This window comes from Vibrio sp. R10-SG3-ISO10, from assembly GCF_059834185.1.
Genome location: NZ_JCBDHG010000002.1, coordinates 488518 through 510429, shown reverse-complemented (window position 1 = coordinate 510429; position 21912 = coordinate 488518). Strand labels below are relative to the sequence as shown.

Here is a 21912-nt window from a genome sequence, read left to right as displayed (position 1 = left end):
AAGAACAATCAACCAAAAATTTCCTATTGGAAACAAGGTTTCTAATTTTGTTAACAAGAGCACGGTTTATTTCTTGTTCGGCGCTTTCTTCCACTATCTGCTTCGTGCACAATGAAAATGAAACAGGAAGTCGCAGTAATAAGTAGAGGGAAGCATGCCCGAAGATATCTATGATGAGTATCCATCTTTGACTCTTGCGAAAGAGTCAGTGGACGAGAATATTGAGCCATTAAAGCTCGGCCAGAGAATTAAAGACATTCGAGGCAAGCTTGGGTTAACGTTAGAAGAGGCCAGTCAGCGCACCGGATTAGCGCGTTCTACGTTAAGCAAAATAGAGAACGAGCAGATTTCGCCGACCTTCCAAGCAATGCAAAAATTAGCGTTGGGCTTACAGATAGATATGCCACAACTCTTTGAACCACCTAGAAAAAAAGTCGCGACAGGTCGTCGAGATATCACCAAGGCGAATCAAGGCAAACCCCATCCGACCCCGACTTACGAGCATGAACTTTTGGCGACACAACTATCTAATAAAAAGATGATGCCCTTTAAGAGCCAGGTTCACGCGCGCAACTTTGAAGAGTATGGAGATTGGGTCAGACATGACGGAGAAGAGTTCCTTCTTATCTTATCTGGTTCAGTGATGTTTTACTCTGAATTCTACGAACCCGTAGAGATGAATGAAGGCGATAGTGTTTATTATGATGCAAATATGGGTCATATGCTGATATCGACCAGTGAACAAGATGCACACATTCTTTGGGTCACTGCGAAATAATGTAGATTTAATGTGAATTTCTTATAGTGAATGCAACCGTTTGCTTTTATTTTGTTAGAGTATGATTTAGCGCCATTTTGGATGGTTTATATCCGAAATGGCGTTTTTGTTTTTTCTGTTTATTGTGAATATGATGTTAAATGTCACATTTTGAATGTTCATCGTTAGGTTAAGAGTGCAAAAAATTCTCACTCATGTTTATTATTGGAAACAAGGTTTCCTCGAACGGAAAACGAACCTGATTAAATGGAGACAACAATGACTCAAGAACTACTTAAAACCCCTCTACACGCACTGCACGTTGAAGCTGGTGCGAAGATGGTTCCTTTCGCTGGCTACGATATGCCTGTTCAATACAAGCTTGGTGTTAAGAAAGAGCATTTACATACGCGTGATGCAGCGGGTCTGTTCGATGTTTCGCACATGGGGCAACTAAGCTTACACGGTGAGGGCGCGGCAGCATTCCTTGAGTCATTAGTTCCTGTCGACATTGTTGATTTGCCACAAGGCAACCAGCGCTATGCTTTCTTTACCAATGAGCAAGGCGGCATCATGGATGACTTAATGGTGGCTAATCTAGGCGACCATCTATTTGTTGTTGTCAATGCAGCATGTAAAGAACAAGACATCAATCATCTAGAAGCGCATTTACCATCAGGTGTTGAGCTAGAGATTATTGATGATCGCGCATTGTTAGCACTACAAGGCCCTAAAGCGGTAGATGTGCTTAAGCGTTTCAATGCCGAAGTTGCTGACATGCTGTTTATGGATGTGAAGAAGCTAGAGATTTTGGGTGTCGAGTGCATCGTTAGCCGCAGTGGTTACACGGGTGAAGATGGCTATGAAATCTCAGTTCCAAATTCACATGCGCAAGAGTTGGCGCAAAAACTAACAGACGAAGAAGAAGTTGAATGGATTGGCCTAGGCGCACGTGATTCGCTTCGTCTAGAGTGTGGCCTGTGCTTATACGGACATGATCTTGATACAACAACGACACCTGTAGAAGCAAGCCTTCTTTGGGGTATTCAGAAAATTCGTCGTACAGATGGTGAGCGCGCTGGTGGTTTCCCAGGTGCCGACATCATTCTGAAGCAAATTGAAACTAAAGATGTTTCACGCAAGCGTGTTGGCTTAGTTGGGCAAACTAAAGCGCCAGTGCGTGAAGGCGCTGAGCTGTTTGACGCGGAAGACAACAAAGTCGGCGTAGTAACCAGTGGTACAGCAGGCCCTAATGCCGGTAAACCGGTATCAATGGCGTACGTACGTGCTGACCTTGCAGCGGTTGGTACAGAATTGTTTGCTGATGTGCGCGGTAAGAAACTACCGATGACAATTGAAAAAATGCCATTTGTGCCACAGCGTTACTATCGTGGCTAATTATTGCATGGCATGGTGCATTTAGTGTGTTAAAACCTCTCTTAGGAGAGGTTTTTTTCTGTCTCTTAGCTTGAGCCGTATATACACAGGCTAACCTAACTTAAAGCGCAGCACTGGGTGGGTGAGCGTCAACTGATCTGGCAAACTCTTTCAACCGTAACCTACACTTAAAAGGTGATTACAATGTAGGAAGAAAGTATGAAAGCGTCAGCTCGGTTGTTTTGCCTGCTATTGTTTACCAAGTTAAGCTATGCCATTGAAGTGACTCCGTATATCGTCAATGGCAGCGACGCTAATATAGTCAATTATCCTTCCTTCGCGAGTCTGTTTTTCCGCAATGGTAACGTCTACAGTACTTCTGCGTTTTGTGGCGCGACCATGATTAATTCTCAGTATGTTTTAACAGCAGCGCACTGTGTTTATGGTGACGACAACTTAATGTTATACACCGTTGTCGCCCCCCAACTAGATGATGAAAGTAACTTCCTCTCTAATCAACAAGCCAAGGCTTTAGAATTCTACTATCCAGATACTTATATTGATTCATCAGCAGAGCTTTGGCCTGATGACATTGCAATAATTAAGTTGGAAAATCCATTGGCGGTAGCCGATTACTCGTCTTTGCTCAATGTGACAATCAACAATGCATTTCCCGGAGGCGGAGATTATAAAGCCATCGGGCATGGCTTAATTGAGGGTAACGTCTCTGGTGGTACAAACTTACTTGAAACGGCTCTTATCTATGTTGATACCGCTACATGTCAGGCGGAATACGGCAGCAAGCTGACTTCAAGTCATTTATGCTTCAGTGGTGCAATTAACGGTGGCTACCGTAACTCTACCTGTCGAGGAGATTCAGGGGGGCCAGTTTATTGGTACAATGGATCCCAGTACATCCAAATTGGTATCACAAGTTTCGGCCCTACTACCTGTGGAGATACAAGCGTAAATGCCACTTCCATTTTTACTGATGTGCATGACTATCAAACGTGGATATCAAGAGTAATTAATGGACTGGAAACACCAAAAGCTTATGTGACCACAATCAACGGTGTGAGGACCTTAATCAACAACGATTCCGGTTCGAGTGTGTCCGTCAGCGGTGGTGGTGGCGATGGCGGTGGTTCTTTAGGTGTGTTAAGCCTGCTATACCTTCTAGTAGTACTTTTAGTACGTCGCGATTCGATAATGTCCTTACGAGTATTCATTTAACATTGTTCTTACAAATGAGAATGGCTTATTAATTCATTGAAACTATGGGTTGTTTTTGCTGAACAGCTCTTGAATGAGTAGATTGCTGTGTTGACTATTTCTTCCTAAACGATAGTTTTAAATCATCGGTAAGTCGTTTAGGGATCGCCACGATGAATAATGATATCTACAGAATTACGCTTATTTCTGATGTAACGATGCAGTCAAAACTGCTGAAAGATTCTTTGGAAAAAGGGCTCTCGCTACAAGTTACTATGGTTACGTCAGATGCCTTAGAAGAAATGGAAGAAGGCTGTTCACTTTTAGGCAACCTAGTACTTATCGACTACCACTACCTTGATGACAGTAAGTTCGAGTCGTACAACCAAGCGAAAATAGCCAGTCAATACACAGTGAAAGAAATTGTATTCAACTGCCCAACTGAAGCGCCTTCAAGCCATTTGTTTAAATGGCGTAATCTCGTCGGAGTTTTCTATGTTGATGATGAAGTTTCTTTGCTTCTCAAAGGCATGGAAAAGATCATGAACGATGAGATGTGGCTATCGCGTAAAGTTGCTCAAGACTACATTGAACACTTCCGCTGCGCTAACACGGTCACGACTTCTCAAGCATACGCAAATTTGACTAAGCGCGAAAAAGAAATCATGCGCTTGCTCGGGCATGGTGCTTCCAATATTCAGATCGCGGAAGAGCTGTTTGTCAGTGAAAACACGGTGAAAACGCACTTACATAATATCTTTAAGAAAATTAACGCTAAAAACCGATTACAGGCCCTGCTGTGGGCAAACAATAATATTGCTCTAGAAGAGCGAGTGTAATCGCGTTAATAGTTAATTTTCCTTGCCAGGCCAAGCAACAAGCTTGGCCTTTTTTATTGAAAAACTTCGACGATAAACAACAAACTACCTTGCATTGTTGGATGGTGCAATGAGGCTAAACTACGCTTAGTAAAGTGAGTGGTTAACCATTAGGTGTCGAATGGCAGACAAAGAGCTGATTTCATTGCTCTGGTTGCTAGGGTGTACCTGTATTGCGTTGTTTATGCAGGCAGGATTTACCTTGATTGAGACTGGCAGTGTACGTGCTAAAAACTCAGTCAATGTCGCGATGAAAAACCTTGCCGATTTTATTGTCGTGACGGTGGCTTATGTCGTGTTTGGCTATCATCTGAGCCAGGGAGAGAGCTTGCTCTCTTTTACAACTCTAGCTATGGATAATGAGCACTTACCGAAACTGCTATTTAACGTCATGTTTGTCACGACCGCAGCGACGATCGTTTCTGGATGTGTCGCGGAACGAATGAGTTACAAAGGTTATATCTATACGTCCTTTCTCATCGCTGTAATCACCTACCCAATAGCCTCATACTGGACATGGAACCCATACTCTTGGCTTAACTCAAGCGGCTTTTATGACTTCGCAGGTGGGGCAACCGTACATGTTGTAGGCGGGATAGTCGGTTTGGTGGGGACTATTATCGTCGGGCCGAGAAAAGGCCGCTTTGATAAGAAGACGGTTCGAGAAATCCCCTCTTATAGCCATACGCTAGTCACTTTGGGCGTATTCTTAATGCTGTTTGCTTGGCTTGGATTTAACGGAGGGAGCCTATATACCTTTGATCTGCGAGTACCAAAAATTCTGTTCAACACTTTAGTTTGCGGTGCTATTGCTGGATGTACGACTTTGCTCTGGTTACATCACTATAGGTATGTTCCGGTCTTTGTCGTTCTCAATAGTGTTCTTGGTGGTTTGGTGATCGTCACGGCGGGTGCCGACATTATGGGAATCGTCGACTTATTGCTACTAGGTATGTTTGCATCAGCGTGTGTCATTTTAGGTGACCGACTATTGATCAAAGCGAAAATTGATGATCCGGTGGGGGCGATTCCTGTCCACCTATTCTGCGGTGTTGTTGGAACATTGTATGCGGGGTTCAAACTGGGATGGATGGAGAGCCATGACTTAGTCAATCAATTACTCATTCAAGCCATTGGCTTAGTGATGGTGACGGGTTGGGCGGCACTCAATTCTGTTGCCATATTTATGTTATTGAGAAAAATGCACTTGGATCGTGTGACTGAAAGCGAAGAGGAGGTGGGTCTCAATGTCAGTGAGCATGGCGTCAGAATGAGTTGGCTGGAAACTGTGAATACCATTGAGCAAATAAGCCAGCATGGGGACTATTCACGACGGGTTCCGATTGAATTTGGAACCGAAGCGGGTGATGTGGCGATTTCATTTAATAACTTGATGGATCGTCTAGAGAGCAACATTGATGTACTCCACCAGGTTGCTAAAGGTAACCTCGAAGATCTAGATGTGACGCCGAGCAGTGATAGGGACATTATGTCCAACTCACTAAAAGCAATGATCGTTGGGTTGCGATCATTGATCGATGATGTTGAAGGCCAATTACAAAAACAAGTTTCATCGGGAGATACTCACACTTTGCAAGCGTTAATCGAACGTTTTAAGCGCACTCAAGATCAGCTCATGGAAGCTGAGAAAATGTCCGCATTGAGCGGTATGGTGGTGGGGGTTGCGCATGAACTGAATACGCCTTTAGGGGTCTCGGTCACGAGTTTATCGATTTTAAATGAACGACTGTTTTCGATACAAAAAAGCTTCGTGGATAAAACGATTTCTCAGGACGATCTCACCGAGTTCCTCTCAGTGGCCAACCAATGTATGGAGATGCTTATCGCTAACATCAATCGCTCTGTTGAGTTGGTGAGTAAGTTGAAAAGTGTCGACCAGAAAATGACCGTCGAAGAACCCAAGTTGATTGAGTTGTCGCAACTGTTTTCAGACGTGTTAACTCACACAGAAGAGTTATTTGATGAACACAATATCTCTGCCCAGTTAGAGTGCGATAACAAGCTTCGTGTGTATGTTGCGCCGATTTCGTTGGCGTGTGTTATTGAGGAGCTTTTGACCAATAGCGCTTTGCATGCATTCTCTGACGAACAAAATTCTCAGCGAAAAGTTAAGCTCGTCGCTAGCCAAGATCATCAACATACCTATATCTGCGTTGAGGACAACGGTAAAGGGATCAGTGAGCAAGATCAGTCGAAAATATTTCAACCTTTTTTTACTACGCTTAGAGCTAAAGGAGGAACGGGATTAGGGATGCATATGGTTTACAACATATGTACTCAGAAACTAAGCGCAAACATTGAAGTGGAGAGCGCCTTAGGCATGGGAACGAAATTTGTTATTACTCTTGAAAACCGAATTGAACCGGAAGAGTGAGCATTTGCTTGAGAACAAATACTCACTAGGGGTGGTTAGAACACACAATGCTTGGCGTAACTCGTTGCGTCGTTAGCGCTCCAATCGCCCTTTGGCTTGTCTTCTAAATCATTACACCATCCTTCACTTCCGACAGCGTCTTGCAACACACAGTGTTTAGCGTAGTCAACCGCTCCCTGAGCATTCCATTCGCTTTTAGGCTTATCAGCCATCTCGTCACACCAAGCTTGCGTTCCCACCTCAGTTTGGCAGGCGCTTAGCATTAGCAGCGTTACGAAAGAAAATACAATTTTTTTCATTTCAACTTCCAAATCTTATCTCTGCCTCACACTATACCTTAAAACAAGCATAGCGCCGCTTAATAGAGTCAATAAATAAAGAAAATGGCATATCGAAACGTTTCGATGGGTGATCTTAGTCACTTTGATAATAGAATAGTCACTATCAAAGTGGATCAATTTCACACTCTGTAGAATCGAATCTCGAATTTCTGAAGTGACGGATTATTATGCTATCGAAACGTTTCGATGAGTGTTTTCTCAATAACTGCCGAGGCAGAGAAAATAAAGCTTGCCGTACGATAAACGTGTTTTTGAAAGGTCGATGAGATGAAGAAAAGTACCCTTATAAATTCAGAACTTTCTTACTTGGTGGCGACATTGGGTCATACCGATGAGATTACGGTTTGTGATGCAGGCTTACCTATTCCTGATGAAGTGCAACGTATTGATTTAGCACTGACACATGGTGTTCCTTCATTTCTAGAAACAGTAAGAGTGCTATTAACAGAGTCCCAGATTGAGGGCGTTATTATTGCCGAGGAGTTTGCCAAGGTGAGCCCGGCTCATCACGAGGCTTTAATTAAAGAGCTTGCGACAGAAAGTGAGCTAAGCGGTAAGAAAATTGAAGTGATGTATGTGTCTCATGAAGACTTCAAAGCTCGCACAAAGCAGAGTCGAGCGGTCGTTCGTACTGGTGAATGCACACCTTATGCGAACGTTATATTTCAAGCAGGTGTGGTTTTTTAAGCCGCGGGATCGTAGGGAAGAATTATGACTCAAGCCATTCTTCAGCTGAGCTCCATTGAAAAGGCTTTCCCAGGTGTTAAAGCTCTGGACAAAGCAAGCCTGAATGTTTACCCCGGACGTGTTATGGCATTGATGGGAGAAAACGGAGCAGGTAAGTCGACTTTGATGAAAGTGCTTACGGGCATTTACACCAAAGACAGCGGCAGCATTCAATATCAAGGTGAAACCGCGGCCTTTAAAGGCCCAAGAGATTCTCAAGAAGCTGGGATCAGTATTATTCACCAAGAATTAAACCTCATTCCGGAACTGACTATTGCTGAAAACATTTTCCTTGGTCGAGAATTTACCAGCGCATTTGGTGGCATTCAGTGGGGAAAAATGTATGACGAAGCGGACAAATTACTGGCACGTTTGAACGTCAAACACAGCTCTAAGACCTTACTGGGTGACCTGAGCCTAGGTGAGCAGCAAATGGTCGAGATTGCGAAAGCACTGTCGTTTGAATCCAAAGTCATCATTATGGATGAGCCTACGGATGCCTTAACCGATACCGAAACCGAATCTTTATTTAAAGTGATCAACGAGCTTCGGGCTCAAGGTTGCGGTATTGTTTATATCTCTCACCGTCTCAAAGAAATCTTTGAAATCTGCGACGACATTACCGTTCTTCGTGATGGCAAATTTATCGGAGAATGCCAAGTTTCTGATACCGATGAAGATGGCCTGATCGAGATGATGGTTGGTCGTAAGCTTGATGAGCAATATCCGCGTATCGACGTTCGTCATGGTGAAACCTGCCTAGAAGTGATTGGTTTGACAGGTTCAGGTGTCCAAGACGTTACTTTTACTCTTAAACGAGGCGAGATCTTGGGTGTGTCTGGCTTGATGGGCGCAGGTCGCACTGAGCTAATGAAAGTCATCTACGGCGCACTGCCGAGTGAACGTGGTGTGATTAACCTCGACAACAAAACCATTAATCCAGTTAGCCCGCAAGATGGACTTGCGAATGGTATCGCCTATATCTCTGAAGACCGAAAAGGGGATGGCTTGGTACTAGGGCTTTCGGTTAAAGAGAATATGTCTCTTTGCGCATTAGATAAGCTGACCAAGGGTGGTCGCATTCAGCACAATGACGAAGTGGTTGCTGTTGAAGACTTCATCAAGCTTTTCAATATCAAAACCCCGACTCGCGACCAAATCATAGGCAACCTATCTGGTGGTAACCAGCAGAAAGTAGCGATTGCTAAAGGGTTAATGACCAAACCTAAAGTATTGATCTTGGATGAGCCGACTCGCGGTGTTGATGTCGGAGCGAAGAAAGAGATCTACCAACTTATCAACAAATTTAAAGCCGATGGCATGAGCATCATCCTTGTCTCATCGGAAATGCCCGAAGTGTTAGGCATGAGCGACCGCATCCTCGTGATGCACGAAGGTCGAATTAGCGGCGAGTTCGATGCAAAAGACGCCGACCAAGAAAAACTACTCGCCTGTGCCGTAGGCAAAAAGATTAATGAGGAAGCAGCATGAGTACCAATACCATGAGCAAACCAACGGAAACAAACAGCAAAAAACTGTTTAGCAAAGAGTGGTTAATTGAACAGAAGTCTTTGATTGCACTCTTGTTTTTGATTGTTGTCGTATCATTTTTAAATCCGAACTTTTTTACGGTCGATAACATACTCAACATCCTGCGCCAGACATCGGTTAACGCCATCATCGCCGTCGGTATGACTCTGGTTATCTTGACCGCGGGTATCGATTTGAGCGTTGGCTCAGTATTGGCCCTTTGTGGTGCCTTCGCTGCGAGCTTAATCGCGATGGAAGTACCTGTTCTAATTGCAGTACCAACCGCATTATTCGCCGGTGCCGCGCTAGGGGCAATCAGCGGCATCATTATCGCTAAGGGTAAGGTTCAAGCCTTTATTGCTACCTTGGTGACTATGACGCTGCTACGAGGCGTGACCATGGTGTATACCGACGGTCGACCAATTTCTACTGGCTTTACTGATACGGCAGATGCATTCGCTTGGTTTGGTACTGGCTACGCATTAGGTATCCCTGTTCCAGTTTGGCTAATGGTTATCGTATTTGCAGCCGCTTGGTACTTGCTTAACCACACTCGCTTTGGTCGCTATGTCTACGCCCTAGGTGGTAATGAATCAGCAACGCGCCTATCTGGTATCAACGTTGATCGCGTAAAAATTGGTGTCTATGCCATCTGTGGTTTGCTTGCTGCTCTGGCTGGCATCATCGTTACCTCACGCCTTTCGTCGGCACAACCGACTGCGGGTATGGGTTACGAGCTAGACGCGATTGCCGCAGTTGTACTGGGTGGCACTAGCCTAATGGGTGGTAAGGGCCGCATCATGGGCACACTTATCGGTGCGCTGATTATCGGCTTCCTAAACAATGCCCTAAACCTACTCGACGTTTCCTCCTACTACCAAATGATCGCTAAAGCAGTGGTAATTCTACTTGCGGTACTGGTAGACAACAAAAACAAGTAAATCATAACTAAATCGAGCCAAGTGACGTGTCTTGGCTCACCCTACACAAGGACTGAGAAAATGAAAAAACTAACGACTCTTATCTCTGCTGCACTACTTTCGTCAACCGTTTCCGTTTCAGCGCAAGCTCAGGACACGATGGCAATCGTACTGTCTACGCTAAACAACCCTTTCTTCGTTACGATGAAAGATGGTGCTGAAGCAAAGGCCAAAGAGTTAGGTTATGACCTAATCGTACTAGATTCGCAAAATGACCCAAGCAAAGAACTGTCAAACATCGAAGATCTGACTATCCGTGGTGTTAAGGCGATTCTAATCAACCCAACAGATTCAGATGCGGTATCTAACGCGATTCGCATGGCAAACCGTTCTAACATCCCAGTACTGACACTAGACCGTGGTGCGAGCCGTGGTGAAGTGGTGAGCCACATTGCTTCAGACAACGTTGTTGGCGGCGAAATGGCGGGTAACTACATCGTTGAAAAAGTGGGTATGAAAGCGAAAGTTATTCAACTTGAAGGCATTGCGGGTACTTCAGCGGCACGCGAGCGTGGTGAAGGCTTCATGAATGCGGTTAAAGGCAGTGACATGGACGTTCTTGCGAGCCAACCTGCAGACTTCGACCGTACTAAAGGTCTTAACGTAATGGAAAACCTGCTAGCGGCTAACCCAGATGTGCAAGCGGTATTTGCTCAAAATGATGAGATGGCCCTAGGTGCCCTTCGCGCGGTTCAAGCATCGGGTAAAGATGTGATGATCGTTGGTTTCGATGGTACAGATGATGGTATTGCAGCCGTTAACCGTGGCAAGCTTTCTGCGACAATTGCACAGCAACCGGATCTTATCGGTGCGCTAGGTATCGAAACGGCTGACAAAGTACTGAAAGGTTCTCAAGTAGAAGAGTACATCCCGGTACCACTGAAAGTTATCACTAAGTAGTGAGTTAGCCAATTTTGCCCTTCTCTCCGTTTATATCTGTCGTTTAGGGGAGAAGGGCGAATAGCCATGAGTTTTATTACAGAGCTCATCGCTATTACTCCTGTTCACATATAAGTGGCTCTAACAAGCCGAGGATTACCTTATGAATAAGTTAGTGGTGTTAGGTAGTGTAAACGCTGACCATGTTCTTCAAGTGCCTTCTTTCCCTCGCCCTGGCGAGACGTTACATGGTCGAAACTATCAAGTTATTCCTGGTGGTAAAGGGGCAAACCAAGCTGTAGCGGCTGCGCGATTAAATGCGGATATCGGCTTTATTGCTTGTGTTGGTGATGATGCGTTTGGCATCAATATTCGTGAAAATTTCAAGATGGATAATATCAACATTGCTGGCGTCAAAATGGAGCCAAACTGCCCTACAGGTATTGCAATGATTCAGGTTGCCGATAGCGGTGAAAACAGTATTTGTATTTCTGCAGAAGCGAATGCAAAACTGACTGCTGACGCTATTGAGTCAGACTTGGACCAGATTCGTTCGGCCAAATACCTACTGACCCAATTGGAAACGCCGATTTGTGGCATTGAAAAAGCGGCCAAAGTGGCGAAAGAGGCGCGCACCAATGTGATTTTAAACCCTGCGCCAGCTCGCCCACTTTCTGATGAACTGCTAGCCTGTGTCGATGTGATCACACCAAACGAAACGGAAGCAGAAGTCCTTACAGGGGTTACAGTGACAGATAATGATAGTGCGCAAGAAGCGGCGAATGAACTGCATCGTAAAGGGATTGAAATTGTTATGATTACCCTTGGCGCGAAAGGGGTTTGGCTAAGTCAAAATGGCCGTGGAGAGTTAATTTCTGGGTTCAAGGTTGATGCGACAGACACAACGGCGGCGGGAGATACCTTTAATGGGGCATTGGTCACTGGTTTGCTAGAAGATTTACCTTTAGAATCAGCGATCAAATTTGCTCATGCAGCAGCGGCTATCTCAGTGACGCGTTTTGGTGCTCAGACATCAATCCCATCTAGAGACGAAGTCGATGCCTTCTTAGCAGAGCGAAGCTAACTTATCGCTATAAGCAAGGAGAGAATGACATGGCGACAATGAAAGATATCGCAAGAGTTGCAGGTGTATCGACCTCTACGGTGAGCCATGTCATCAATAAATCTCGTTTTGTCAGTGAAGAGATCTCTGAGCGCGTTAACAACGCCGCTCGCGAGCTTAATTACCGTCCGTCTGCTTTAGCACGCAGCCTTAAAGTCAATCGCACCAAAACCATCGGCATGTTGGTGACAACCTCGACCAACCCGTTTTTTGGCGAAGTGGTAAAAGGGGTCGAGCGCAGTTGCTATCAACAAGGCTATAGCCTGATCCTATGTAATACCGAGGGTGACCACGAACGGATGCGTGAGTCGATTAATACCTTGCTGCAAAAACGTGTCGATGGTTTGATCTTGATGTGTTCTTCGCTCGAGGGTGAGCGCTTAGAAGTCTTTGAGCAATACCAAGACATTCCAGTCGTTGTCATGGACTGGGGACCGATGCTGTTTACCAGCGATAAAATTCAAGACAACTCGTTACGCGGGGGATACCTTGCGGCGAAGCACTTAATTGAGTCAGGCCATAAACAGATTGGTTGTATCACCGGCCCATTGGTCAAACACCAAGCTCAAATGCGTTATGAAGGGTATAAACGAGCACTTAACGAACACGGATTGGAGTTCAAAGCCAATTGGATCATCGAGTCCGACTTTGAGTGTGAAGGCGGCTACGAAGCGTTCAATAAAATGGTCGCGAAAGGAGCACTACCAAGTGCACTTTTTGTCTGCAATGACATGATGGCGATGGGGGTGATCAATGCCGCAAACGAGAAAGGTATCCAGATTCCGGAGGAACTGTCCATTATTGGCTACGATGATATCCATATCGCAAAATTTATGAGCCCGTCTCTCACCACAATTCATCAACCTAAATACCGATTAGGTAAAGCGGCCGTAGAAGCACTGCTCAAGAAATTAGAAGGTGAATCAACAGATACTCAGGTGGTTCAACTCGAACCAACTTTGGTTAGCAGAGCAACCGTTCTTAAGTTGTGATAAAGGCAAAATCAAGCGTCAAACAATGAGTACAGTGAATTAGTCTTTGCTTAATGAGTAAGTAGTAAATATCTGCAAATTTGTGCTAAACCTAAAGAATGAACTCATTTGCGATATTAGGTACTACATGGAGTTGTTTGCCGACCAAAGACAGCAAGAAAGTCCTCTGAGTGATGGCCCGATTGATGAGGTTATTCCCTCAGTACCATGGACAGTACTGCTTGTAGATGATGATGCCCAAATGCACCAAGTCACTCGCTTGGCATTATCTGGCTTTACTTTTGAAGGTCGTAAGCTCAATCTTATTTCTGCACATTCGGCGCAAGAAGCAAAAACTGTCTGCCAGCAAAATAGTGAAATCGCTCTGGCTCTAGTGGATGTCGTGATGGAAACAGAACACGCTGGACTGGAGCTTGTTAAGTTTATTCGTGAAGATTTAGGTAACAGCTTGATGCGAGTTGTTTTGCGTACAGGTCAGGCTGGCCAGGCTCCAGAAGATATCGTTATTCGTGAGTATGAAATTGACGACTATAAAGAGAAGACGGAGCTCACTACCCAAAAACTCAAAACCTTGCTCTATTCGATGCTGCGCTCTTATCGCGACTTATGCCTTATTAACCAACAGAAATCAGGGCTTAAGAAAGTGATTGAGTCTTCCGCAAAAGTTCAAAATACTACGACGTTACAAGCTTATGCTGCCTCTGTTTTGGAACAGCTTACCTCGCTACTACAGCTAGAGAAATCAGCCTTTTACTGTCTAGTAAAGCCAAGGCCTAATGGTGAAGTGACACGAGCATTGACTTTAGCCGCAACGGGTGAGTATGTCGATTGCTATAGTGAGTGCGCATTCAATAAGTTGCCTGAAGAGGTCGCTAATCGTTGCCAACAAGCCCTTGAGCAGCGACATTCGCAACATTTTGGCGATGCGTTTATTCTCTATACTAGTGATGAGCAGGGTGTAGATAGTCTCTTGTACGTCAATTTCCATAAAGACCTTTCCGAGTTGGATGTGCAGCTGCTTGAGATTTACATGCAGAATATCGGTCTAACCTTCGAGAATCTGAGTCTTCTTATCGATATTAAAGAAACATCAAAAGAACTTGTCTATAACCTCGCTAACGCTGTAGAAGCGCGTAGCCGAGAGACTGGTGCGCATGTTCAGCGAGTCTCACTTATCTGTGAAAAACTCGCACTTCTTTATGGTTTGAACGAACATGAAGCAAGTATGATGAAGCACGCTTCGCCTTTACATGATGTCGGTAAAGTCGCGGTACCAGATTCGATTCTTCATAAACCCGGCAAACTTGATGCTGATGAGTGGGAGATCATGAAGAAACATGTCGACTACGGAGTGGAAATATTAAGCCGTTCAAAACGACGTTTGATTGTGATGGCAAAAGAAATTGCTGCTTACCACCACGAAAAGTGGGACGGCTCGGGATACCCTAATGGACTGAAAGGTGAGGAAATACCAATTAGCGGACGTATCGCCGCGCTTGCTGATGTGTTTGATGCTCTGGGCGCAAAACGAAGTTACAAAGAGCCGTGGAGTGATGAAGATATCCGTGCGGAGATCGTGAAACAAAAAGGGGCGCATTTTGAGCCGCAACTGGTCGAATTGCTTATTAACCATTGGGAGGAGTTCATCGAAATCCGCAACTCTCTGCCCGACTAGATGTTGTAATCTAAATGGTGTTCGGGAGAGTCATTAGCGGGTAAGTTCCTTGGCAGCCTTAGTTCAAAGTGAACCCCTTGACCGACTTCAGATTCGAATATCAGTTCACCTTTCAACTTCTGCTTAACCAGATTAAACACCAAGTTCAACCCTAAGCCTGAGCCACCTTTACCTCTCTTTGTCGTGTAGAAAGGCTCGAAAATCTTCTGATGTAATGAGGCATCAATCCCACTGCCGTTGTCTCTGTACTCAAACACCATAGTTGCCTCGTCTTCATGGAATTGAATCGATATTTGCGGTGTGCTTTGATCGTGAAAAGCGTGGTTGATGCTGTTCATAATTAGGTTAGAAATAACCTGAGTTAATACGCCCGGGAGACTGTTCATCGTTAATTTGGTATCGCCCTCAAGTACCGGAACTACAGGGAGTTTGCGTGTCTCTGGGTGTAGACTGGCGATTAAGGCATCCAACACCTGATATACTTGAAACTGGCTACGGCTTTCTGACACTTGATCGACCGCGGTTTGCTTGAAGTCTCGAATCAGTTTCGCGGCTCTGTTTAGGTTATGTTCCAACATGGTGCTGCTGTCTGACATTCGCTCCATAATGGATTTGAACTGCTCTGTCGTGAGAGTTTGATTGGCAAAAGCTTGATTCGCTTCATGTGTCACATCGCGAATGACTGATGTCGCTGTCACTGCTATACCCAACGGTGTATTCACTTCGTGAGCAACACCCGCAACAAGCCCACCGAGGGCCGCGAGCTTTTCTGACTCGACAAGCTGTTCTTGGGTATGTTTAAGCTGCTCCATGCTTTGTTTCAAATCTAAGGTTCGAGTCGCCACTGTGTGTTCAAGATTTTGGTTCAGTTCTTCAAGTTCGATTTGGGTCAGCTTCAACTCGGTAATGTTGATGGCAGTGCCGCGAAACCCAAGGAAACGATCACTTTCATAGCGCGCTTTTGCTTGAAACAGCAGGTATTGGGTAATGCAGTTTAGTGTGATGGTCTCTTCACACATCGAAAAGGTGCTTCTTTGGCGAAGCTTTTCATGAAGTGAAGTGCAATGCTCCAACGCGGTTAGTTGATTCAATAGAGGCTTGCTGAGACTGTCTATGCCAAGCGCTTGTCTCATGCTGTCTGAACAATAAACAAGATGCCCTAACTCATCAGTCTCCCATAGCCAGTCTGAAGAGACATGGGCAAATTCTTTGAGACGCTCTTGCTCTTGCTTGATATTGTCATATAGACGAGTGACGTTACTGGTTATTTTATTGGCTTCTTCGGCAAGCCAGTCCAACTCGTCATCCTTTTCAGAGATCCAAGCTTGATGTTCAAGTTCCAAAGGATCGGCGGGGTGGCGCGGGTTGTATTTACGAAGGTACTTAGCGATTGCGAAGATCCTTTGATTGACACTGCGATGGAATACCATCAACACCAGATAACACACCAGTAACGTCTTGCCGGCATTGAGAAGTAAAGTGTAAACTGCTTGCCAAATTAGATAGTCATATATCTCTTGAGCATCAGACTGAACAAAAATATGTCCGATTTCCTCGACACGCGAAGTATTCGGGTGCTTGTAGACCAAAGGGTATTTTTTGGTTAGCGCGTTTTCCATTACTTCTGTGCCCGCTTCAAAAGTGTATCCTCCGCTTTCTACTCTTAGGTAATCCACTCTGGGTAGGTTCACCAGGCCATCTATCTCTTGCTGTAGAACCAATAGGTCAAAATCCCAGACTGAAGAAGCGATTAAAGGGGCGTGAATATCTCGGATTTCAAGCTGACGTTGTTTAACAGTATCAAACTCTTTTTTATAGTCCCACGACAGTTGCAGTAATGTGGTAAACACAGTGATAAGGCCGCTCAGAAGCACCATGATCAGAATAATACGTCGTCCGATCCTGCTATAAAAAGGGCTATTTTGGCTTTGTTCGATGTCTTTACTACGCGTCATGGCATTAATTCTAAAGTTTATTTTTGAGTATAGACGTTCAAAGACTAATTGAATGGGAATGCCAGTGGAGACTTGAGCGGAGACAACTACACTAATAGTAAAGCAAGAGGAAACACTCATGCGTTGGATATTACTTTGTTTAGTTTTTTCGTCCCAAGTATTTGCAACTAAAGTATTGCTCATCGAAAGTTATCATTCCGAGTATCCTTGGGATAAAAGTTATGTGGAAGGTATCAATGCTACCCTAGCCAGCACGGTAGAGCTGGAAACTTTTCAGATGGATACCAAACGTATCCCTAAGGCAGATTATGCGGGAAAAGCGATGGAGGCTTTTGCTAAATATAAGAGCTATAAGCCTGATATTGTCATGCTAGGTGATGACAATGCCTTGTCCTATATGCTGCCTAAGCTGTTTGATGAGCCCATATCAGTTGTGTTTCTGGGGATTAACTCCAACCCAAGAAAGCTACTCTCGAAGTATCGCGGTCAGGCAAAAGTAACGGGCGTGCTGGAGCGTCCACTTTTTACTAAATCTTTAGGGGAGCTTAGGAAGCTATTTGATGATCAAGATTTCAAGGTGAAGGTGTTGTTTGATTCAGGTGTGACGTCTCAAATCGCCAAAAGCTATATAGAAAAACAGTACACTTTGATTAGGGACAACCTTGGGATTGATGTTGATATCCAAGCCATTTCGACCAAAAATGAATGGCATAGCCAAGTCAAAGGGGCAAAGAATGACGGTTTTACGGTCATCATTGTTGGCTTGTATCAAACGCTTGTCGATGAACAAGGCAAAAATGTTCCCGCCGAACAGGTCATTAATTGGACCAACCAACATTCAGAGTTACCGATTTTTGCGTTTTGGGACTTTGCTGTCGGTGAAAAGAAAGCCGTCGGTGGCGTAGTATTGTTTGGCTATAGCCAGGGTGAGCAAGCTGCCAACTTGGTCACTCAAATAATTAACAATGGGCATAGTAAACCGATTCCTATTGTGACAGGTAATCAGGGCAAGGCTATCTATGCAGAATCAGAGCGAGCGAGATGGAATATAGAAATGCCATCCCACTGGCGTTCAATTGACTAAATTGTTATTTGCTCAGGCGCGGATATAGAGAAGTTTGAACTATGTCGGAGCAATTGATTTACAAATCACGGGATTACAGATAAAAAGAGCAAAAGAATTTGTAATTGATGACGATAATATAAAGTGATCAAACTAAGAAAGTAGAATTATGAGCGGATCAACCAGTACGATTTTAACGGAAAGTGGTACCAATGAACTTGAGATTATCGAGTTCCATTTGGTTAAGGAGCTGCCAGACGGCAGCAAGAAGACGTGCTATTACGGTATTAACGTCGCTAAGGTGAGAGAGGTTATCCAAGTCCCGGACACGACGGATTATCCCAACGCGCAGCCACATATGGTGGGCGTATTCTCGTCTCGGGATATTTTAACACCCTTAGTCGACCTCGCTGGTTGGTTGGGTGTACCAACGTCGAAAGATCTGCAGAAAAAGTTTGTCATTGTTACCGATTTCAACAATATGACTAATGGTTTCCTGATCGACAGTATTAGCCGAATCCATCGCATTTCTTGGAATGATGTAGAGTCTCCGAGTCAATTCCTTGAAGCCGGTGAGCAAGACTGTGTGGTCGCGGTAGTGCGCAAAGATGGCAACTTAATCATGATTCTCGACTTCGAGAAGATCATCGCTGACATCAACCCAGAACTGAGTATGGAAAAATACGATGTCACTTTAGATAAAAGTGTCGACTTAAATCAGCGTATGGTGGCTAAGCGAAATGCGAAAACCATCATGGTGGTGGACGATTCTGCTTTTATACGTTCTATGATCCAAGATACCTTGAGCTCTGCTGGGTACAACATTATTGCTTGTAAAGATGGTGGAGAGGCTCATGATAAATTAATGGGTCTAATAGACGTTGCCAAAGAAGAAGGGCTTCCAGTTAGCGAGTTCATTGACGGTGTAGTGACCGATGTTGAAATGCCACGTATGGATGGTATGCATTTAGTTAAACGCTTGCGCGACAGTGACGCTTATTCGTCTGTTCCTATTGTGATGTTCTCATCTCTTATGAGTGAGGATAATCGTACTAAAGCACTGGCTTTGGGAGCGAACGATACAATCACCAAACCTGAGTTAGGTAAAATGGTGACCATGATGGATAAGTATATCTTTGGTAAAGAATCTTGAGCGCTTCTTCTCGTTACTAATCTTTCAAAAGGTACGTATTGCGTGCCTTTTTTCTTTCTTACACCTTCTTCCACCAACTCGTTCCACAAAAACATTGTGGTTTGACATTAAATCTAATAAACTAGTTTAAATTCAAACTAAAGTGTAGCACTATGAAACCAACAGATACGATAGGCGGATTGGTTGGCTTAGCTTCAAGAGTACTGACTAATGAGCTTGAAGCGCAATTTAGCCAAAGTGGGCTTAATTTGACCCGTGAGCAATGGATATTCTTGATGACAGTCATCGATGCAGAGCGCATTACTCCGCTCGAGCTGTCAAAGCGGTTGCTAAAGAATCGGGGTTCGGTGACTAGTCTGATTAAAGGATTGGAAAAGCGCGAGTTAATACACCGTATTACCTCAGAAACAGATGGAAGAAGTTATTCGATAGTCGCGACACAACAAGCGGTAGCAATGATCGAGTCCTCGAAACAAGTCGCATTTGGTGTATTGGGTAAAGCGCTGCACAATTTTGATAGTCAACAACAACAACAACTTCACGAATTGCTCAACATGTTTGTGGAGAACTTACTAGGAGAAAATAATGGATAAACCATTCGAAGATCACGGCTTGTTTAGTTGGTGTGAACTGATGACGACCGATTTTGATAAGTCTTTCGAGTTTTACTCAAATGTGTTGGGCTGGACATTGAGAGAAGTACCTGGGCGAAATCAATCGCGCTATGCCTTAGTCATGAATGAAAATAGTTCAGAGCCGTTTGCTGGCATTCTGACGATGCCAGAGCCTTTAAAAGAGCGTGGCGTACCAAGTTTTTGGCAAGCCTATGTGACCGTAGAGGATGTGGATGCGACGTTAGAGAAAGCATTAGAAAATGGTGCGCAAGTGGTCATCGAGCCGATGGATATAGAACGTATTGGTCGCATTGCTTCATTTCGCGACCCTCTCGGTAGCGTATTGTCGGTAATTAAGTACGCGAGAAAGTAATATGAAAAGAGGCTCTAAAGAGCCTCTTTTTAGAGTGGCGATAGTTACACCTTAAAGAACCCAAGCTGCTGCTTTTGATTCTCGGCTAAGTTAGACAGCTCTTGGCTTGCTGCTGCTGATTGAGTAATACCGGTCACGTTTTGGCTGACAAGCTCGTAGATGTTGCCAAGGTTCTTGTTGATGTCAGAAGTCACTTGACCTTGCTCTTCAGAAGCGACGGCGACTTGTGCGTTAAGCGTGGTAAGCTCCGATATCGAAGAGCTAATGTTACCTAATGCTTCACTTACCTGCGCAGCTTGTTGCTGGTTTTGAGAGAGCATCTCTAGGCTAGAGTTCATGCTGTCGTTTGCACTACCAGACTGTCTTTGAAGCTCTTCGATTATGGTTTGAATCTCTTTGGTTGATTCTTGAGTGCGTGCCGCAAGCATACGTACTTCATCGGCAACCACTGCAAATCCACGGCCACTTTCACCTGCTCGCGCTGCTTCAATCGCAGCATTGAGTGCAAGTAGGTTGGTTTGCTCTGAAATACTTTCGATCACTTCGATCACTTTACCAATCTGTTCCGATTGATCTTTTAATGTGTTTACTACGCCTGCGGCCTGGTTAAGTTGGTCGGCCATCTTTTCACTTTGGCGAGTATTTTGTTCAAAGATCGCAAGGCTTTCACGTGCCAGTTTATCTGCACTGCTAGAAGCTTGATCCGCAAGGTTAGCATTTTGTGTAACTTCGGATGCGGTACTTTCCATCTGGTTGATAGCTGAAGCAACCTGTTCAACTTCGTTCTTCTCTTGATCTGAGTTGGCCGTTGATTGCGTCATTACAGCGGCAAGCTCTGTTGAAGCCGAAGCAACGTCGACACTAATGCGCACCAGTGAATCGACGGTTGTTTTAAGCTGTGCCACCGTCGAGTTGAAGTCTTTTGATAGGGCGGTGATCTCATTATTACCTTGCTCGGCAACGCTCACCTTAAGGTTACCTTGAGCAAGCTCCTGCATCGCTTTTTGTAGCTTTCTAATCGGAGTAACGATAATTCCCGCAAGGACCCAGCTAATAGCAAAAGCACCCAGCAACACAAAACCCAAGCCAATGATAGATTTGGTCATCACGCCTGAATGGATTTCACCGTTGTGTTCTACCTCTGCTAAAGCGAGAAGGTTAAGCTTGCTCGAAAGGTCTTCAATCGCTTTGACCATGAGATTACCTTTGTCGCGATAGAGCGAAGAAGCTTGATCATATTTGCGCTGGAACTCAGCAGACACTGATGACTGACCATGCTTAGTATTGAGTAGTGGAACCATGGTATTGATTGAGTAACTAACATACCCTTCAATCGCCTCTTCCATCTGTTTTACTTCTCGTTGTAATCCATCGATATCACGCAGAGAGTCTAGTAAGCGTAAGTTGTCGTTCTGCTTTGCGAGAAGAGTAGATTGAAGCTGGGCAACATCCTCGGCACGAAACAAACTATAGATAGCTTTAATACGCATGCCATAAGTGTTGTCGATGATTTTTGTCAGCTCGTCTTTATGCTTAACCACGTTTTCAGTGGAAATGGTCACTTGATTGAACGCATGTTTTAAGCTGGTGGTGCTGTAGGTGATGCCGACAATGAGTAGTAACAATGTGAATACTACAGGTACGACGACCTGTAGCTTAATGGATAAGCCGTTTAGTAACTGGCGCATTTATAGTCCTCTCCGATGAAATATTAATAGTTTTATAATTGTTATAATGAGAGTGATTCTAATTCCTTTGATCTATAAATCAAAGTTGAAATCAGCAGGGTTTTTACAAATTTTGAAGAGGCATTATGCAACTAAATTATTCATATTTTTCATTAGGTTAAAATGTGTTCGATTTGTCACATTTGGACACAGTCAGCCGAA

General features: G+C 44.4%; 19 protein-coding genes. 16 read left to right on the top strand and 3 right to left on the bottom strand.

Annotation, left to right across the window (positions count from 1 at the left end; translation table 11 throughout):
- Window positions 1-154 precede the first annotated feature (154 nt).
- The 5 genes from AC6R16_RS03165 to AC6R16_RS03145 all read left to right on the top strand — a co-directional run bounded on the left by AC6R16_RS03165 (window position 155) and on the right by AC6R16_RS03145 (window position 6619).
- Window positions 155-778: a helix-turn-helix domain-containing protein gene (locus tag AC6R16_RS03165; protein WP_239824188.1), complete on the top strand. Its 624-nt coding sequence runs from the start codon at window positions 155-157 to the stop codon at window positions 776-778.
- Between the two features lie 258 nt (window positions 779-1036).
- Window positions 1037-2155: a glycine cleavage system aminomethyltransferase GcvT gene (gcvT, locus tag AC6R16_RS03160; protein WP_500673568.1), complete on the top strand. Its 1119-nt coding sequence runs from the start codon at window positions 1037-1039 to the stop codon at window positions 2153-2155.
- 198 nt (window positions 2156-2353) lie between these two features.
- On the top strand, window positions 2354-3367 hold the full coding sequence (locus tag AC6R16_RS03155; protein ID WP_500673567.1) for a S1 family peptidase: 1014 nt from the start codon (window positions 2354-2356) through the stop codon (window positions 3365-3367).
- Between the two features lie 152 nt (window positions 3368-3519).
- Entirely contained in the window at window positions 3520-4185 is a 666-nt protein-coding gene (locus tag AC6R16_RS03150; protein WP_500673566.1) for a LuxR C-terminal-related transcriptional regulator, read from the top strand.
- A 160-nt stretch (window positions 4186-4345) separates the two neighbouring features.
- Window positions 4346-6619: an ATP-binding protein gene (locus tag AC6R16_RS03145; protein WP_500673565.1), complete on the top strand. Its 2274-nt coding sequence runs from the start codon at window positions 4346-4348 to the stop codon at window positions 6617-6619.
- A gap of 35 nt (window positions 6620-6654) precedes the next feature.
- On the opposite strand, the gene AC6R16_RS03140 is transcribed toward AC6R16_RS03145, so the two are convergent.
- Window positions 6655-6918 carry a DUF3012 domain-containing protein gene (locus AC6R16_RS03140; protein ID WP_500641420.1) on the bottom strand — a complete coding sequence of 88 codons (264 nt, stop codon included), beginning with the start codon at window positions 6916-6918 and terminating at the stop codon, window positions 6655-6657.
- A gap of 309 nt (window positions 6919-7227) precedes the next feature.
- Here AC6R16_RS03140 and rbsD point away from each other — a divergent pair, with 309 nt between their 5' ends.
- From rbsD to AC6R16_RS03105, 7 genes are all read left to right on the top strand, one after another.
- Complete coding sequence (gene rbsD / locus AC6R16_RS03135) at window positions 7228-7647, top strand: D-ribose pyranase (protein ID WP_500641419.1); 420 nt, start codon at window positions 7228-7230, stop codon at window positions 7645-7647.
- A 24-nt stretch (window positions 7648-7671) separates the two neighbouring features.
- Window positions 7672-9177, top strand: coding sequence for a ribose ABC transporter ATP-binding protein RbsA (gene rbsA / locus AC6R16_RS03130; protein WP_500673564.1), 1506 nt, complete (start codon window positions 7672-7674; stop codon window positions 9175-9177).
- Window positions 9174-10157 carry a ribose ABC transporter permease gene (gene rbsC, locus AC6R16_RS03125; RefSeq protein ID WP_004745593.1) on the top strand — a complete coding sequence of 328 codons (984 nt, stop codon included), beginning with the start codon at window positions 9174-9176 and terminating at the stop codon, window positions 10155-10157. Before rbsA ends, rbsC begins: the two co-directional genes overlap by 4 nt.
- 60 nt (window positions 10158-10217) lie before the next feature.
- On the top strand, window positions 10218-11096 hold the full coding sequence (gene rbsB / locus AC6R16_RS03120) for a ribose ABC transporter substrate-binding protein RbsB (RefSeq protein WP_500641417.1): 879 nt from the start codon (window positions 10218-10220) through the stop codon (window positions 11094-11096).
- Window positions 11097-11238: 142 nt separating this feature from the next.
- Entirely contained in the window at window positions 11239-12159 is a 921-nt protein-coding gene (rbsK, locus tag AC6R16_RS03115) for a ribokinase (RefSeq protein ID WP_500673563.1), read from the top strand.
- Window positions 12160-12188: 29 nt separating this feature from the next.
- Window positions 12189-13190: a substrate-binding domain-containing protein gene (locus AC6R16_RS03110; RefSeq protein WP_500673562.1), complete on the top strand. Its 1002-nt coding sequence runs from the start codon at window positions 12189-12191 to the stop codon at window positions 13188-13190.
- A gap of 127 nt (window positions 13191-13317) precedes the next feature.
- A complete protein-coding gene (locus AC6R16_RS03105) occupies window positions 13318-14865 on the top strand; it encodes a DUF3369 domain-containing protein (RefSeq protein WP_500641414.1) in 1548 nt (515 codons plus the stop codon).
- Here AC6R16_RS03105 and AC6R16_RS03100 read toward each other — a convergent pair.
- Window positions 14862-16820 carry a PAS domain-containing sensor histidine kinase gene (locus AC6R16_RS03100; protein WP_500673561.1) on the bottom strand — a complete coding sequence of 653 codons (1959 nt, stop codon included), beginning with the start codon at window positions 16818-16820 and terminating at the stop codon, window positions 14862-14864. The two genes, AC6R16_RS03105 and AC6R16_RS03100, sit on opposite strands and share 4 nt — an antisense overlap.
- Before the next feature lie 118 nt (window positions 16821-16938).
- Here AC6R16_RS03100 and AC6R16_RS03095 point away from each other — a divergent pair, with 118 nt between their 5' ends.
- From AC6R16_RS03095 to AC6R16_RS03080, 4 genes are all read left to right on the top strand, one after another.
- Complete coding sequence (locus AC6R16_RS03095) at window positions 16939-17904, top strand: ABC transporter substrate-binding protein (RefSeq protein ID WP_500673560.1); 966 nt, start codon at window positions 16939-16941, stop codon at window positions 17902-17904.
- 148 nt (window positions 17905-18052) lie between these two features.
- On the top strand, window positions 18053-19036 hold the full coding sequence (locus AC6R16_RS03090) for a chemotaxis protein (RefSeq protein WP_425667271.1): 984 nt from the start codon (window positions 18053-18055) through the stop codon (window positions 19034-19036).
- 152 nt (window positions 19037-19188) lie between these two features.
- Entirely contained in the window at window positions 19189-19629 is a 441-nt protein-coding gene (locus AC6R16_RS03085) for a MarR family winged helix-turn-helix transcriptional regulator (protein WP_500673559.1), read from the top strand.
- Window positions 19622-20023: a VOC family protein gene (locus AC6R16_RS03080; protein ID WP_500673558.1), complete on the top strand. Its 402-nt coding sequence runs from the start codon at window positions 19622-19624 to the stop codon at window positions 20021-20023. The genes AC6R16_RS03085 and AC6R16_RS03080 overlap by 8 nt, the downstream gene beginning before the upstream one ends.
- Window positions 20024-20067: 44 nt before the next feature.
- Here the strand turns inward: AC6R16_RS03080 and AC6R16_RS03075 are convergent, their stop codons facing one another.
- Entirely contained in the window at window positions 20068-21711 is a 1644-nt protein-coding gene (locus tag AC6R16_RS03075) for a methyl-accepting chemotaxis protein (protein ID WP_500673557.1), read from the bottom strand.
- Between the last annotated feature and the right edge of the window lie 201 nt (window positions 21712-21912).